Annotated in this window: 18 protein-coding genes; 5 read left to right on the top strand and 13 right to left on the bottom strand. The window is 50.2% G+C overall.

The genetic code is table 11. From position 1 onward, the window contains the following. Positions 1–196: 196 nt before the first annotated feature. The 7 genes from efp to ACKTSG_RS04370 form a co-directional block, all read right to left on the bottom strand. Complete coding sequence (gene efp, locus ACKTSG_RS04340) at positions 197–751, bottom strand: elongation factor P (RefSeq protein WP_407892306.1); 555 nt, start codon at positions 749–751, stop codon at positions 197–199. Positions 752–878: 127 nt separating this feature from the next. Then, positions 879–1829, bottom strand: coding sequence for a serine hydrolase (locus tag ACKTSG_RS04345; RefSeq protein WP_407892308.1), 951 nt, complete (start codon positions 1827–1829; stop codon positions 879–881). A gap of 94 nt (positions 1830–1923) precedes the next feature. Beyond that, on the bottom strand, positions 1924–2319 hold the full coding sequence (lpdD, locus tag ACKTSG_RS04350; protein ID WP_407892310.1) for a prenylated flavin chaperone LpdD: 396 nt from the start codon (positions 2317–2319) through the stop codon (positions 1924–1926). Further along, positions 2312–2920 (bottom strand): UbiX family flavin prenyltransferase, encoded by a 609-nt coding sequence (locus tag ACKTSG_RS04355; RefSeq protein WP_407892312.1) that lies wholly within the window; start codon positions 2918–2920, stop codon positions 2312–2314. Before ACKTSG_RS04355 ends, lpdD begins: the two co-directional genes overlap by 8 nt. Before the next feature lie 26 nt (positions 2921–2946). Next, entirely contained in the window at positions 2947–4425 is a 1479-nt protein-coding gene (locus tag ACKTSG_RS04360; RefSeq protein ID WP_407892314.1) for a UbiD family decarboxylase, read from the bottom strand. A gap of 159 nt (positions 4426–4584) precedes the next feature. Next, positions 4585–4818 carry a cytochrome b5 domain-containing protein gene (locus tag ACKTSG_RS04365; protein WP_407892316.1) on the bottom strand — a complete coding sequence of 78 codons (234 nt, stop codon included), beginning with the start codon at positions 4816–4818 and terminating at the stop codon, positions 4585–4587. Positions 4819–4929: 111 nt separating this feature from the next. After that, complete coding sequence (locus tag ACKTSG_RS04370) at positions 4930–5805, bottom strand: LysR family transcriptional regulator (RefSeq protein WP_407892318.1); 876 nt, start codon at positions 5803–5805, stop codon at positions 4930–4932. Between the two features lie 149 nt (positions 5806–5954). On the opposite strand from ACKTSG_RS04370, the gene ACKTSG_RS04375 reads away from it, so the two are divergent. Then, complete coding sequence (locus tag ACKTSG_RS04375; RefSeq protein WP_407892320.1) at positions 5955–6686, top strand: DUF554 domain-containing protein; 732 nt, start codon at positions 5955–5957, stop codon at positions 6684–6686. Positions 6687–6801: 115 nt separating this feature from the next. On the opposite strand, the gene ACKTSG_RS04380 is transcribed toward ACKTSG_RS04375, so the two are convergent. The 6 genes from ACKTSG_RS04380 to ACKTSG_RS04405 form a co-directional block, all read right to left on the bottom strand. Continuing rightward, positions 6802–6969, bottom strand: coding sequence for a hypothetical protein (locus ACKTSG_RS04380; RefSeq protein ID WP_407892322.1), 168 nt, complete (start codon positions 6967–6969; stop codon positions 6802–6804). 94 nt (positions 6970–7063) lie between these two features. After that, positions 7064–7369, bottom strand: a complete 306-nt coding sequence (locus ACKTSG_RS04385) for a hypothetical protein (RefSeq protein WP_056964496.1) — start codon at positions 7367–7369, stop codon at positions 7064–7066. A gap of 66 nt (positions 7370–7435) precedes the next feature. Beyond that, a complete protein-coding gene (gene sdaAA / locus ACKTSG_RS04390; RefSeq protein ID WP_407892324.1) occupies positions 7436–8299 on the bottom strand; it encodes an L-serine ammonia-lyase, iron-sulfur-dependent, subunit alpha in 864 nt (287 codons plus the stop codon). Between the two features lie 11 nt (positions 8300–8310). Next, positions 8311–8976: an L-serine ammonia-lyase, iron-sulfur-dependent subunit beta gene (sdaAB, locus tag ACKTSG_RS04395; RefSeq protein WP_407892326.1), complete on the bottom strand. Its 666-nt coding sequence runs from the start codon at positions 8974–8976 to the stop codon at positions 8311–8313. A 712-nt stretch (positions 8977–9688) separates the two neighbouring features. Next, entirely contained in the window at positions 9689–11095 is a 1407-nt protein-coding gene (locus ACKTSG_RS04400) for a C69 family dipeptidase (RefSeq protein ID WP_407892328.1), read from the bottom strand. 36 nt (positions 11096–11131) lie between these two features. After that, the gene (locus ACKTSG_RS04405; protein WP_407892330.1) at positions 11132–12961 is read right to left on the bottom strand and encodes an OPT family oligopeptide transporter; all 1830 of its coding nucleotides are present in this window, start codon (positions 12959–12961) and stop codon (positions 11132–11134) included. A gap of 273 nt (positions 12962–13234) precedes the next feature. Between ACKTSG_RS04405 and ACKTSG_RS04410 the strand changes: the two genes are divergently transcribed. From ACKTSG_RS04410 to dhaM, 4 genes are all read left to right on the top strand, one after another. Beyond that, positions 13235–13645 carry a peptide deformylase gene (locus ACKTSG_RS04410; protein WP_407892332.1) on the top strand — a complete coding sequence of 137 codons (411 nt, stop codon included), beginning with the start codon at positions 13235–13237 and terminating at the stop codon, positions 13643–13645. A gap of 197 nt (positions 13646–13842) precedes the next feature. After that, complete coding sequence (gene dhaK, locus ACKTSG_RS04415; protein WP_407892334.1) at positions 13843–14838, top strand: dihydroxyacetone kinase subunit DhaK; 996 nt, start codon at positions 13843–13845, stop codon at positions 14836–14838. A gap of 15 nt (positions 14839–14853) precedes the next feature. Continuing rightward, a complete protein-coding gene (gene dhaL, locus ACKTSG_RS04420; protein ID WP_407892336.1) occupies positions 14854–15438 on the top strand; it encodes a dihydroxyacetone kinase subunit DhaL in 585 nt (194 codons plus the stop codon). Continuing rightward, positions 15435–15803, top strand: a complete 369-nt coding sequence (gene dhaM / locus ACKTSG_RS04425) for a dihydroxyacetone kinase phosphoryl donor subunit DhaM (RefSeq protein WP_407892338.1) — start codon at positions 15435–15437, stop codon at positions 15801–15803. Before dhaL ends, dhaM begins: the two co-directional genes overlap by 4 nt.

Genomic DNA, 15803 nt, shown 5'->3' on the forward strand with positions numbered 1-15803 from the left:
CGATCCAACCAGAAAATCGGCTGCATCGCGCAAACGCTTATGCCCTTGAACAAAGTGGGCCTCACATAGTCGCGAGACATTTTGCACCGCCAAGCCACACAAACGGCCCTGCACCGCGATTCAAAGTCCGAATCGTGGTGCAGAGCCGCTTGTGTGATTGGCTAAAACCGCTTGATGTCTCAGCCTTTTTTGTCAGTTAGGCACGCTTTTGGTATTCACCATTGGCTGTGTTGATCTGGACCACGTCGCCGGCATTGATGAATTCTGGCACGTTGATGACCAAGCCAGTTTCCATGGTGGCAGGCTTGCCGCCAGAAGTGACTGAGCCACCTTTGATGTTTGGTTGGGTCTCAGTGACTTTCAAGTTGACCGTGGATGGCAAGGTGATGCCGATCACTTCAGTCCCGTAGAACTCGATTTGGACCATGGCGTTTTCCAACAAGTATAAGCGTTCATGTTCGATGGATTCGTCAGGTAATTCGTATTGTTCATAGGTATCTGTGTCCATGAAAAAGCTCATGCCGTCTTGTTCATACAAGTATTGGGCTGACTTCTTTTCCACAATCGCTGGGGTCAACTTTTCAGTTGGGCGCATGGTGGTTTGCACCGTTGAGCCAGAGCGGACATCATATAACTTCAATTGCATCAAAGTGTTGCCTTTACCAGGCTTGTGGTGATTGGATTCGATCACTTTGATCAACTTACCGTCTTTTTCAAACGTCATCCCTGCACGTAATTCAATAGCTTCCATTGGTTATTATTCTCCTTGTGCGCTTAAGCGCGGGTTCTTACGACTGCCGACACCGACATTGGCGGCGGCAGTGGCATGATCAACGCATGCCTTGAATCGATAAAAAAGATAAACATGGGTCGCTCCTTTAAAGGTGGGTGTCGATCAGCGATTGAACATGAGCGGCGATCGCTTTGATCTGGGAAAAATCAAGCTGTGCGCGGCCAGTGGTCATGATCACCAGAATGTAGCGATGGCCGGCTTTGGTGGTGACGATGCCAGCATCATGATTGGTGTTTGGCAAAAAGCCGACTTTATCTTGGACTTTGGCTTGAGGATCCACCGACTTGACGCCAGCTGGGATCCCGTTGCGATAGATCTGCTTGCCCATATCGTTTAACAACCGGGCACGTAAGGTTTTATTTTTAAAAGGACCGCTACCAGCATCCAGCATGCGTAAGACTTTGACCAGATCATTGGCAGTGGTTTGCGCTACATTGCCGGCAAATGGTTGGCCTAAGCCGATCGTTTGTAAATATTGATCCACAGCTTTATTGCCATAGCGCGTCAATACCGTTTGCGCATAACCGTTTTCAGAATTGACGATCATCGCATCAAAGTTCTGCTTGTCTGTCAAAGTCCAAGTTTGTTGTTGCTGAGCCAAGCGATGAAACACATAAGCGGCGATATAAAGCTTATAAGTGGAGGCAGAAGGGACTTTGACATCCCCTTGGGCGTTAACGCTTTGTGTGCCTATGCCATCAATGGCGCCGCTGGGTTTCTTCGCTGCCGCAGAGCCAGGTTTAGGATCTAAGCTATATAAGCTTAATTGCACTTTGCCACTTGCGGCTTGTTGGGTGAAATAGGTTTGCAGTGCTTGTTTCAGCGCCGCTTGTTTTTCAGCTGGCGTTGGGCCGCTAGAGGACACGGCACTGGAAGTGGCACTGGAGCTGGCAGTTTTGCGATCATGTGCCGTTACCGCCACACCGCCGATCACTACCGCTAAAATCACCGCCAAAATTGCGATCAACGCCCAGCGTACTCGGCGTTTGAGCTTGTGAGTACGTAAGAATTGCCATAATTCGCGGATCGTTGCCATCATTTTCCTCCCAGGCGCGTGCATACATTAAAATTCTAACGTTAAAACGCCTACGATACAAGTACAATGATGTCCTTGCGTCATAGGCGTTAACTTATTTTGCGAAAGTTTCGCTGATTATTGCGACTGGATGAGCGACTAGCCACTCACGCGCTTGTTGGGCCAAGTGTTTGGTCATGGTAAAAGCCGCGTGCATTTGTTCAGCCGAAATATTGTTGACATGCATGCCGCCGGTGATCATCGCATTGCCTGGCAAAATTGGTTGCAAGCACTTGGCGATCGTTTCTGTCAGCACCCCTTCTTGGTGGACATGACCTGGACGACTGGGCAACGCGATGGTATGAAGGCCATCTTTGCCAACTGCCGTCACCACCCCAAAATGCGGCACATCCCCACCGGTCAAAGTCAACAAGACATCTTGGCTTTGGCGGCTGAGTGTCAATTGCATCTCAAAGCCTGCCAAAGCTTCCGTAAAGAGCTTCTCAGTCATGCTTTTTGGCCTCCCGCGCCGCCATTTTGGCTTGGGCCAAGCCTTGCCAACGCGGCGACAAGTTGTTTTCGATATGCAAATGATCCAACAACTTTTGCGTATTGTGATCGATCAAGTCATCGATGGTTTGGGGATGGTTATAAAACGCTGGGATCGGGGGAATGATCTCCACCCCCATTTGCGAAAGCTTCAGCATGTTTTCCAAGTGGATCTGGTTAAATGGTGATTCGCGCGGCACGATCAACAAGGGGCGACGTTCTTTTAACGTCACATCAGCGGCGCGACCGATCAGCGAATCGCCCATGCCAGTGGCGATGGCGGCAATGGTTTTCATGGAACTGGGCACGATCACCATGCCATCATGATGAAATGACCCAGAAGCGATCGCCGCGCCCATATTGCGCGCATCATAAACATGATCAGCCAAAGCATTCACTTGGCTTTCCATATACCCAGTGTTTTCAATGGCTAAGTTCTCTTTGGCCCAAGGGCTCATCACCAAATGTACTTCCACATCAGGGTTTGCATGTAGCGCTTCAAGCAAGCGGATCCCATAGATCGTGCCACTAGCGCCAGAAATAGCCACCACAATACGTTTCATAAGCCCTCCTTTTCACTGACTCAAGATCACTTTAAATAATCTTGCCAATTTGGCATTTCTTTAAATGGTGCGCGAACAAACTTATCTTTCATGTCATAAGGCACCGTGCCATCTAACACTAACTTCGATGACATGCCGCGTTGGCGAATCCGGGCTGGATCATATTCAGGCAATTCAGAAGGATCCAGTGGATGATTGCGTAAGCCTTCTAAGACCATGATGTCGCAATCCGCTTGAAAACGCGTGTTGATGGTCCACATCACATCGTTCCAATCGAAAATATCGACGTCTTCATCCACTAAGATCACGGTTTTCAATTCTTTAAACGCGGAAAATGCCAGCAAGGCCGCTTGGCGTTGGATGCCTTCATCATTGATATCATCTTTGTGGATCTGCATGATGGTCATTAATTTGCCGCCACCTGCAGGCGCGTTGTAAACATTGGTGACTTTGCCAGGGATCGCGCGATCCACCAAGTTTAAAATCGAGGCTTCTGTGGGGATGCCGGCCATGGACACATGTTCTTCAGAAGGGCCAATGGTGGTTTGAACGATCGGGCGATCAAGGCGGTGGGTCACGGCTTTGATCTTCACCACATTCACCGCTGGATTGGCGGTGCCGTTGTAGCCAGGAAATTCTGGCATGGCAAAACCGGAATTGGTGTTGATATCTTCTTGCATTTTGGTATTAGGCAAGATCTCAGCTTCAATGATCCACTCTGCGCGAGCGATCCCCATCGCATTGACCGTGGTGCCTTTGACCACTTGCACGGCTTCATGGCGCAAGGCACCGGCAACTTGTAATTCATTGTAGCCAAGTGGTGTTGTCGGTGGCTCAAACGTCGCCCCGATGGTGATCGCCGGATCCAAGCCAATGTTGATGGTGATCGGCATCGGTTCGTTGATGGCTTCATATTGTTTCAAAAAAGCGCCAATATGGCGGCCACCAGGCATGATGTACATGCCGATGGTGTCTTTGTCTTCTAACACCATGCGATGAATGGTGACGTCAGATTCTTGCCCATCGGTGCTGTGGCCATAAACCACCCCCATGGTGATATAAGGTCCCGCATCATCTGGCGTGTTCGTCGGCGCTGCCAGTAATTTGCGAATATCAAAATCTTGGTCTGTGGCTTTGTGCACCACTTCTTGGGCTGGGGCCTGGGCTTTGGTGACTTCAACGGGTTGGATCGGATGGGTCACCGCTTCGTTTAAGGCTTGGCCTAAATGCTTGTAGTCTTGATGTAAGATCGTGCCAACGCGTTTGCGCGACGCTTGTAAGCCGATCAAAACGCGCGAACCTGGGAAGCCTTTGACGTTGTTGAACATCATCGTCGGGCCTTCTTGTGTTGGCCGCTTGACAGTACCACCAGCGCCGATATAGCGATAAACCCCAGCTAAGTCAGCTTCAGGATCGATTTCTTTATCGGTTTCATGATAAAAACCGGGAATATCGCGAATTTCGTCGAGGACTTTGCGTAAATCATAAGGTGTATTTTCAGACATATGTGTTGCCTCCGTTGTTAGATTACAGTCTTGATTATCCGGCTGGGAGACGTCGGCAAACAATTCAGAATGTGCCGATCATATATTCGAAAATGGAATATTTTGCCTAAGCAGGCATGAAAAAAGCTAGGCTCTTGACAGCCTAGCTCAACGATCGCTTTATTTCGCTAATTCCCCAACTACTGGTAATTTTGCCAGCACGCCTTTGCCATGCGGTGAATGCGTGATGGCTTCAGTCATATCGCCACCAGCAGTGTTGCCGTGGTGCTTGCCACCAGCCCAAGGGCCAACGTTAGACACGTCATAAACCACGCCATCTACTGCCACATAAGCGGGATGACCATTTTGTCCATCATATTGTTTGAGTTCTTCTAACGTAAAGGTTTTTGCCATTTGTGCGACCTCCTTTGATTCCATCACAGCTGTCAACAAGATGTCCACATTCCCAAGACATCATTAATTTAATTGTAGTCAATTCAAATTAAAACTGCAAGCGGTTTCCGCCTAGGCGTGTTTTTCACAAAACGCCCAAAACAAATCACTGGCGACAGTGTGCTTGCCATGCAGGCGCATAAAAGCCAAATGACTGACCACTGTTGGCGTGATCGGCACCGCAACGACATTGGCATAATCATGCAAGTCAACTGAACGCGCCATCATGATCGCCACCCCCATGCCGCGATTGACCATGCCGGCGATCAAATCGATGCGCTGGCCGGTATACGTGATCTTAGGCGTCACCTTGGCGCGGTCGAGCATGTCGACGACTGGTTGATACAAGCCGGTGGATTCACTTAATAACAACAATTGATCATGCGCCAAAGCGGCAACTGGCACCGACTTGGCGGTGGCTAACGGATGATTTTTCGGCAATAGCGCCACAAAATGGTCTGATTCGCCGATGATCACATCATATCTGGATGTTTGCGGGGCAAATACCCGCGTGAAGATCACATCACTGTCACCATGTTCCAACCCTGGCAAAAGGGTCGCTGTTTCAGCTTCAGTAAATAACAAATCGACTTCTGGATGTTGTTTGGTAAACGCCGCGATGGTATTGAACCCTTTATAAGACGAAATCGAAGGCACCGCTCGGACCACCAGGCGCATTCCCAACTGGACAGCTTGTTGATGAAGTTGCGCGGTCATTTGCTTTTTGGCAGCGACGATTTGTTGGGCATAAGGCAATGCCAATTCACCGGCTGCCGTCAACTTGATGGCGCGATGTGAGCGGTCCACTAACACCGTGTCCAACTCCACTTCCAAGGATTTGATCTGCTTGGAGATCGTGGCTTGGGTGGTAAAAAGGCGGCTGGCGGTTTCGGTGTAATTTAACGTCGACGCCAGATCAACAAAAGTCGCAAGTTTGCGAATGTCCATGGTTACCTCCATTAAAGCGTTGTCTATTCGCTTTTGGAATAGTTTACCACAATAATGCGAATTGAACACGTGCCGGCGCTCAAATACACTGGAGAACGTCTTTTAATTCGCAACACTGCCCACGCAGCGTTCATAGCAGGAGGGCTATTATGCCGATCGGTATTATTATCAATGCATTGTCCGTACTTCTTGGTGGCATTTTTGGCGCATTAGGCGGCAAGCACATGTCAGAAGGCTTCAAAACTGGCTTGAACATGGTTTTTGGGGCGTGCTCCATGACCATGGGGATCTTCTCCATCGCGCCAATGAAAAACATGTCTGCCGTGATTTTCGCGATCATCTTAGGCACCGCGTTAGGCCTGTTGATTCACTTAGGTGATTTGATCAATAAAGGCGCCAAAATGATGCAAACGTTGATCACCAAATTCATCCCAAACACTTCAGAAGGCATGAGCGAAAAAGAATTCGATGCCACTTTGGTCACCGTGATCGTCTTGTTTTGTGCCAGCGGTACTGGGATCTATGGGGCCTTAACTGAAGGCATGAACGGCGACACGTCGATTTTGATCTCCAAGTCGATATTAGATTTCTTCACCGCTGCCATTTTTGCCGCAAACTTAGGTTACGTGGTGGCGCTGATCGCCATTCCTCAGTTTATTTTGTTTGTGATCTTGTTTTTCGCCGCTGGCTTCATTTACCCATTGACCACGCCAAACATGATCCTCGACTTCAAAGCTGCCGGCGGCGTGTTGATGTTAGCCACTGGTTTTCGAATGGTCCAAGTCAAAATGTTCCCCACTGCCGATATGATCCCTGCGATGGTGTTAGTCATGCCGCTATCGTGGTTATGGATGACGGTGATCATGCCGCTACTGGCGTAAGCTTGATCAATGGTTTCGTTATGATTGAATCCTCAGGTGCGCCGCAATCAAAAAAGTATCAACGCCAATGTCCACCCCTGGCGTTGATACTTTTTTTGATTCAATGACGCTTCATTTAACGTGGTTCGTCGGCGTGCATGCCACCAATAAAGGCCATTACCAGCGCGACAAAAGCAGCCACGTAAAGCCACACTGAAGCATGTGCCAAAACCAACACCACCACCATGACGATGCCTGCACACAAAAGTAAGGCATCGCCGAAATTCATCCTGATTCCGATCATGATCAGCTCTTTGCTCCATTTCTTCAAAGATCAACACTAATTGCCGGATGCATCGGACTGGCCAGGCATGAAAAAAGCCTGGCTCGTGCCAAGCTTAATCCATTACGCCTTTGAACATGCCTTCTTCAAGCCAAGCGCGCATCAACCGGACGGCAAAGCTTTGGGCTTGTTCGCCACCAAGTTCTGGTTTGGTGGCTTCGATCACCCGGCCCAACGCTTTGGTAGTAACGGTGTGATCCGCGATCATTTGGGTCATCATAAACTGGTTGAGCTCATCGATTTCGCTTTCGGTAAAGCCAAATTCGAGGTACAACAGCGAACTCGAATGGATATTTAATTTTTTGTTAATGCGACCTAACACGTCTAGGATCAAGATGCGGTCGTTGTCTTCTTCTCCCATACCTCAAAGCTCCTCATCAATTTCACATTAAGTATAGCATAGCCATGAGCGGCATGGAAAATAATCTCACCCGAAAATTTTGTGCTTCAACGCGACAGCTGTTGGCGTCGCCGCCAAGCCGCCTTCACCAGTTTCACGCAAGCTACTTGGCAACTGGACCCCGACGCGGCGGACCGCTTCGATCACTTCATCCGTTGGAATCACAGAGAGCATTCCCGCCAATGCCATGTCAGCGGAGATCATGGCTTGGCTGGCACCTAAGGCATTGCGTTTGACGCAAGGCACTTCCACCAAACCAGCCACTGGATCGCACACCAACCCCATCATATTTTGCAACGTGATGGCGACCGCGGCGCTGGCTTGTTCGACGCGACCACCTTTGGCGATCACCAAAGCCGCGGCTGCCATGGCTGCCGCTGAGCCGACTTCTTCTTGGCAGCCGCCTTCAGCCCCGGCGATACCGGCATTATTGGCGATCACCAAGCCGAATGCGCCAGCGGTGAACAAGAAATCGATTTGCTGATCACGGCTCATGCGTAAACGTTCTCGCACCGCCGTTAACACCCCCGCCAAAACCCCGGCAGACCCAGCAGTTGGTGTGGCACAGATCAGCCCCATTTTGGCATTGACTTCATTGACCGCCACGGCATTGCGCACGGCTTCTAAAATCGGGTGGCCCGACAAAAAGTCCCCAGCATCCAAATAAGCGTCCATTTTTTTGGCTTCGCCGCCAGTCAAGCCGGTCAGCGAATGCACGCCGGTCACGCCTTCTTTAACAGATTGCGCCATGACGTCGAGGTTGCGCCCCATCAATTGGCGAATCTGCTCACGACTGCGCGTGGTGTTGTCCATTTCTGTCGCGATCATCAATTCCGCTACTGACGGGTAATCATGGCTTTGTGCCACTAATTCTTCGATCGAATAAAACATGATTTCTCCTTTTACTCAAAAAACGTGACGTTGACCATATGCGGCAAAGCTTTTAACTGCGCCAAGATCTTTGGCTCATACGCGTCCACTTCAATGATCATGATCGCGCGTTTGCCTTTGGCTTCGCGGGTGACGGTCATGGTCCCGATATTGATCGTCGCTTGAGAAAAAATGTTGGTCACGGCAGCGATCATCCCAGGCACGTCATCATGGATGGTGATGTAAGTCGGCGTGCCCATGGACAACGAGATCTTAAAACCGTTAAGTTCGGTGATGCGAATATTGCCACCTCCGATGGATTCGCCTAGCACCGATAATTTGTGGTCACCTTTTTGCAAGACGATCCGCGCGGAATTGGGATGATCGACTTTGTCTGATTTAGGGATAAAGGATACTTTGATGCCAGCTTTATATGCCAACTTCAATGAATCTGGCAGTTGCGGGTCATCTGGCGCCATGCCTAACAACCCGCCAATGATGGCAACGTCGGTACCGTGGCCGCGGTAAGTTTTGGCAAAAGACTCGTACAAGTACACATCGATGCGCTCTGGGGCTTCACCGAAAATGTCCCGCACGACTTTGCCGATCCGCGACGCGCCGGCAGTATGTGAGGAACTCGGCCCCACCATCACTGGGCCGATAATATCAAAAACACTGTGAAATCGAATATCTGGCATGAATTTGCTCCATTATTTGTTTTGTGTGGTTTACGGACGTTTGAGTTTGGGACTCCGGTTGGTCGCGGTCGCCTTAGTGAGGGTCCTCAGCAAAGCTACGGGATGTGTCGCTACGCTCCCCACCCGCCGGATCTCGACTTGCGGAACGCTGTAGGCGATAAATCACCAACAACGTTCTCACGATGGCGACCGCGACCAACCTCCGTTCCAAACTCAAACGTCCTACGCTTCCGCCGCTTTCTGCGAATCAGCAGCGATTTAACGTGACTTGGCACTAGTATGCATGACCTACTAGTCGAATTTTTTTCGATCCAGTAGACGTTTCCGATCTGACGAAAAACTGCGAGCTCGGCTTATGAACCGATCGAACCACCGTAGAAAAGCTGTGGCCGCAGGGGAATTGGCATAACGAAAGAAAACTGGCCAATTGTCGTGATCGTGAAATCAAGGATGACGCTGAACTTTGGCGGCATGCGCAGATTTCACCGGCAGATTTTGAAACAGCGGGTTTTGCTGGTTCAAAATCTAGGCGCAAGAACATCGGCGGTTTTTGCCGATTTCTGAAGCCGGCCGCACGGCAACTTGGCCAGTTTTCCGCAGTGGCGCCAATTCCCGGAGTCCACAGCTTTTCGGCTGTCTGGAAATCATTACTTTCACACGGTAACACGTTTGGCGCATGAAAAAAAGCGGCATTGCGCCGCTTTTCGTCAACTTACAGATTTGGATCCATTTTGAAAGTGAGCTTGGACAACTCAGTACCTTGAGTCATCAACTCAAACAAGAAATCGCGCGTGGTGGTCATGTAGTGATCGACGATGCGTTGATTTTGTTGGGTCAAGTAAGCCGTTTGCGCCGCGCCGTCAAGCGTCAAGGCGTGAGTTTGAATCTCAGCAATCGCTTGGCGCGCCCATTGACTTAAATCCTTTTGATAAGCCAAGTCGGCTTCGATGAAGTCTTCATAATGACTTTCGACCACCATGGCCAACGCTTCAAACAGCCAGTAGGCCGAATCCAAAGACATTTTGGCCGGCACCTCGCTGTAGGCTTTGGCGATAGCGTCAGTGTTGGCAAACATTGGCACATGCGGGCAAAATGTTGGGATCCCAAAGCCGACCCATTGCACCGCCAAGTCGCCCATTTGCAAAATATGCGAGTTGGCGGTCCGTGACAAGGAAATCGCGCGATAAGTCAACTTATCATGCATCGAACCGTTGCCTAACGGGTCATATTGGGTCTCGTCAAAGTGGGACTTCAACACATATTGCACGTCTTCGATACTGAGCTTGCGGCTAGGTTTGCGGATAAATGGCAATTCTGCTGACTCAGGGTCTTGGGTGGTGTCTTCTGGGTTGAAGTACTTTTGGGCAAACCAAACGCGTGGCGTGTTGTAGTGATGATCTTTTTTGGTGTCAGTCCCAAAAATATGGCGGAAATTGAAGCCTTCTGGGTCTGGGTTCAAGTGATGCTTTTCCACAAAGTCTTGGATCTCTGGCGCCCATTGATAATTGGCTGGGTCGTTGAAATCGATTTGTTGGATCGCCACTTGATTGGCGGCAACGGCATAACAATCATCTGGAATGCGCACTGCGACCCATTGATGGCCGGTGACGATCTCCATGTACCACACTTCATCCGCGTCGATGAACTGGATGCCATTGCCTTCAGCGGAGCCATACTTGGCGACTAATTCGCCTAAATATTGCACGCCATGACGTGCAGAATCGATGAAAGGCAATACCAAAGTGGTCAATGCGTCTTCGGCTAGACCATTAGGCACAAAGGGATCATAAGCTAACACGCGTTCGTTGGCATATACCGATTCGGTGGCAGATTCGCCGACGTTCTTGCTGTTAAAGCCGTCTTCTTCATTTGGCCCAGCAGACTGATCCACATTTGGTGTGGCGGTATAGCGCAAGCCGCTGGCCGGCAGTGGGACAGTCAATTGGTTATAAGCCGAGACAAAAGTTTCTTGGCGGCCAGAAACTGCTGGTTGCACGATCACGGCTTTGGGATGGATCGCTTTAAGGCGGTCTTCATTGCGTGAAATATAAGTCGTGCCTTCCAGTGATGCCTTTTTCCCTACCATGATCGACGTACATGCAGAACGTTTGAATGTCATTGTGCTTCCTCCTATTCAAAAACCCAACCAATTATACTATTTCTCAGCGCGCAGACGCAAAAGCGGCCCCACCATCGCCAAACTCATCAATACCAACAACCCTGCGGCCAAACCGTTGCCAGTCGGTTGACCTGGCGTGAGGATGCCAGACACTTGCAACCCAATGCCGATCAACCCGATCAAAGACCCACCGGCGATCAAGCCACTGGCCAATGACACCCCAGAGTCGATGCGGCGCTTTTTTAAGGCGGCATCTTTAGACGCGTGTTCCACCAGCAAACGCAACAAAGCACCCACTAAAATCACGCTGGTGGTGGCCATTGGCAAGTAAAACCCTAACGCCACTGTCATGATTGGCAGCTTCAACAACCAGCACACGATACCAAGCACCGCGCCGACAATGATCATGATCCAAGGCAAGTGCCCAGACATGATGCCGGCAGTGAGCGTGGCGATCAAGTTGGCTTGCGGTAAACCAAATGGTGGGTTAGCACCAGTGACTGCCAGTTGCGGCGCCAACAAACTCATGGTGCCGATCACCACCACCACGCCGACTAAAGCGGCGATGACAAAATATTTTTGCATCCGCTGGCGATCGCCTTTGACCAAATAATTGACTTTTTGTGTTTGAGTGTAGGCCCCACCGACGGAAATCGCCGTGACGATAAAAACGCCAAACAACAAGAGCCATTGCGTGTGTTGGCCGTCACTCCAACCGCACAGCACAAACACCAACGTCATGATCACCAAACTGGCAATGGTCATCCCAGAAACCGGCGCATTGGAACAGCCGATCGTGCCAGCCATACGAGCGCTGACGATGACAAACAATAACGCCAAAACCAATGATAACAAACCGGATATCAGCACCAGCCACAAGTTATCAGCGACCAGCAAGCCGACGGCAAAGATGCCTACCGCCGCCACCGCCAAGCCGATCAATCCCAAGGTGTCTTTTTGCGAGGCGTCTTTGGCGTGCAAGGTTTGCTTTAAGGAAGTTTGGATCACCGGCAATAACTTCAACGCCCCGATCAAACCGCCACAAAGCATCATCCCCGCACCAATATATTTGGAATACGCGCCAGCTAATGCGTCCACACTTAAGGCGTTGACCGCCGCTTCGGCATTCCACACTGTGGCCGAGTCGCCTGCCATATGCGCAAAGTAAGCCACCAGCGGGGTGATGCCAAAGTTAGCGAGCAAACTACCGGCAAACATGGTCACCGACACTTCTAAACCCACCACAAAACCGATCCCAGCAAGCATCGGATTGACTTCTAACGCAAATTTCCACCGATAGCTCGCATTGCCAAAAAAAGTCATCGTGGTGTTGACCCAGCCTAACACTTGCGTCGATAACGCCGTCAAAATACCACCGACGCCAAAGCCCCAAGCCATTTTGGTCAAAGAATCGCGATTCCCGTCGCCAGCCGTCAAAGCCGTGGCGATGGCTTGAGATTCTGGGTAAGCCAATTGGCCATCTTGTTCCACTACCATATAATGTTCCACGATGCTAGCGACGCCAACGGCAAACAGCACCGCCAACGCCCCGACGGCAATGCCAACAAAGAAATTCACCTTGCCGCCGATCAAAATGATCGCTGGCACCACATAGATCATGCCACTGGCAATGGATTCGCCGCCGCTAGACATGCCTTGGATCAAGTTCTTGCCTCGCATCCCTTGGGCGTGGGCGAATGCTTTGACTAACCCAGAGCCGATGATCGCCCCAGGAATGCCGGCGGCCACAGTTAAGCCGGCTTTCATGCCGGAATATGCCGTGCTGGCGGCAAAAATGATCGCCAACACGATGCCGACGATCGTGACAAAAAGCGCGCCAGCAGGTTGTTGTGTCGATTGCTTCATGGTATCCTCCATTAGTCTTGTCTTTGTGGCAAGCCTAGCGGAATTTAAAAAGCAGGACAATAGTTGTGAGAGAAGCCTCACATTTTCGTGAATTAGTCGCACAAAATGGATATTAATCGGCCTTATTTTTATAAAATCGCTAAATTTCCGAACCATACGCTGGCGTTGTTTCCCCTGATCATTATTTTGATATTGGCTTTTCTGAGGAGCTTCTCGTTTTCTCATGGCTTTCACGTGTATAATCAAATCAATCAAACCATTGGAGGTACCTTCATGATTCGCCCTATCAACCACGACCCGCTAAGCTTAAGTCAACAAGCCAAGCCGGCCACACCAAAAGATCAAGCGCTGATCGCGGATCTGCATGACACGCTGGCGGCGCATCGCCAAGCGTGTGTCGGCATGGCCGCCAATATGATCGGCGTCAATCGCGCGATGATCATTGCCTCAATGGGCGTCGTCGACATGGTGTTGATCAATCCACGGATCATTGCAAAATCTGATCCGTTTGACACCACAGAAGGCTGCTTATCGTTAACTGGTGAGCGCGCGTGCACCCGCTATCGCGAGATCACGGTGCAATATTTAGATGAACAATGGCACCCCCAAACGCGCCAATTCAGCGATTTCTTTGCGCAGATCATCCAACATGAATGCGACCATTTGGCTGGGATCTTGATTTGACCCGCCGAACAATTGAAAATTGTGACAAAAACAAGCTCAACGGCTTGTTTTTTTAATTTCTCCAAATTCATTCAAAACGCCGGTAGCCTTTTCACCATGCCGTTTAAGGCATCATCACTCACTGCTTTGTGCTGGCAACGTTTGCAGGCAACGCGTTATAATTAAGGTGTTTCAAAATAGAAAGGAATGTGATACCGATGAAAAAAATCATCAATGATCCTGCAGCAGTAGTCCCAGAAATGGTCGACGGATTGGTGCGCGCATATCCTCAAATTCTTGAACAGATCCCTGACACCACCGCCGTTGTCCGGACGGATAAAGACTCAATGAAAGGCAAAGTTGCCGTCATTTCAGGAGGCGGCTCTGGCCACGAACCGACCCACGCTGGGTTTGTCGGCAAAGGCATGTTGTCTGCGGCAGTATGTGGGCAAGTCTTCACCTCGCCGACACCAGATCAGATCTATGCCGCCATTAAAGCCACCGACCAAGGCCGTGGGGTCTTTATGGTAGTCAAAAACTACTCTGGCGACGTGATGAACTTCGACATGGCCAAAGATATGGCGGAAATGGATGACATCAAAGTTGCCTCGATCGTCGTCGATGATGATATTGCGGTGGAAAATTCTCTGTATACGCAAGGTCGCCGCGGGGTGGCCGGAACGATCTTTATGCATAAGATCCTCGGCAACGCCGCCCAAAACGGGGCTAGCCTAGAAGACTTATCCAAACTCGCCAAAGCAGTTTTGCCACATATCAACACCATTGCCGTGGCTTTGTCTGCCGCCACCGTACCAGAAGCTGGTAAGCCTGGCTTTACATTAGCTGAAGATGAAATCGAATATGGCGTGGGCATTCATTCTGAACCTGGCTATCGCCGCGAAAAACTGCAACCAAGCAAAGCGCTAGTCGGAGAACTGCTGGCTAAGCTTGATGATTCCTTGCATTTAGACGCCAAGAAGCAATATGCCGTGTTAGTCAATGGCATGGGCGCCACACCTTTAATGGAACAATACATTTTCAGCCATGACTTGTTTAACGCTTTGGCTGAAAAAAATATCACCCCAGTATTTTCAAAAGTCGGCAACTTGATGACTTCCATCGACATGGCCGGCATCAGCTTGACCATTTTTGAATTGGCCGATCCGCAATGGCTCAAAGCCTTGCAAGCGCCAGTTGAAACGATCGCTTGGTAAGAAAGAAGGCATTATATGTTAACTCGTGAAACTGCTCGTTTGTGGTTGGAACACTTTGCGGCGTTGATCGACGCCAACAAAGCGCACTTATCTGATTTGGATACGCCGATCGGGGATGCCGATCACGGCAATAATATGGCCCGCGGCATGGATGCTATGACAGCAGCTTTAAAAGCCAAACCTGATTTGGACTTGGCTGGCGTCTTTAAAGCCACTGCCATGGCCTTGATCTCCAAAGTCGGCGGTGCCAGCGGCCCATTATATGGCACGGCGTTTTTGGAAATGGCCAAAGCGGCGATAAATTCTGCTGACTTGCCAACATTATTAGATGCGGCATTAGCTGGCGTGATCAAACGCGGCGGCGCGCAAGTTGGCGATAAAACCATGGTCGATGCCTGGACGCCTTTGGTCCAGGCCGTTCATGACGGCACCTTGAGCCAAAGCGTGATCGATGACGCCGTGGCCACGACTGAACCATTAGTTGCCAAAAAAGGCCGCGCTGCTTATCTTGGCGAACGCGGCATCGGCCACATTGACCCAGGCGCGCAAAGTACCGGGTATTTGTTCCAAGCCTTACTGGAAACGGAGGGCGCGCTATGAGTTATGGCATCGTGATCGTGTCTCATGTCCCAGAAATCGCCGCTGGATTGCCGAAATTGCTCAGCCAAGTGGCACCACATATCAGTATCACCCATGCTGGCGGCACAGATGACGGCGATATCGGCACCAGCATGGCCAAAATCACTGAAGCTTTTGAAGCCAATACGGCGGATGAACTGTTGGCCTTTTATGATCTGGGTTCTGCGAAAATGAACTTGGACATGGCCATTGAAATGGCAGAAAAGCCGGTGCACTTATATGATACTGCCTTGATCGAAGGCGCCTATACTGCCGCGACTTTACTTGAAGCCAGCGTCAGCTTGGCAGATGTGGAAAAGCAATTGAACCCTTTGGTGATCAAATAA

The sequence above is a fragment of the Lacticaseibacillus salsurae genome, assembly GCF_045862175.1.
Taxonomy (GTDB): Bacteria; Bacillota; Bacilli; order Lactobacillales; family Lactobacillaceae; genus Lacticaseibacillus; species Lacticaseibacillus salsurae.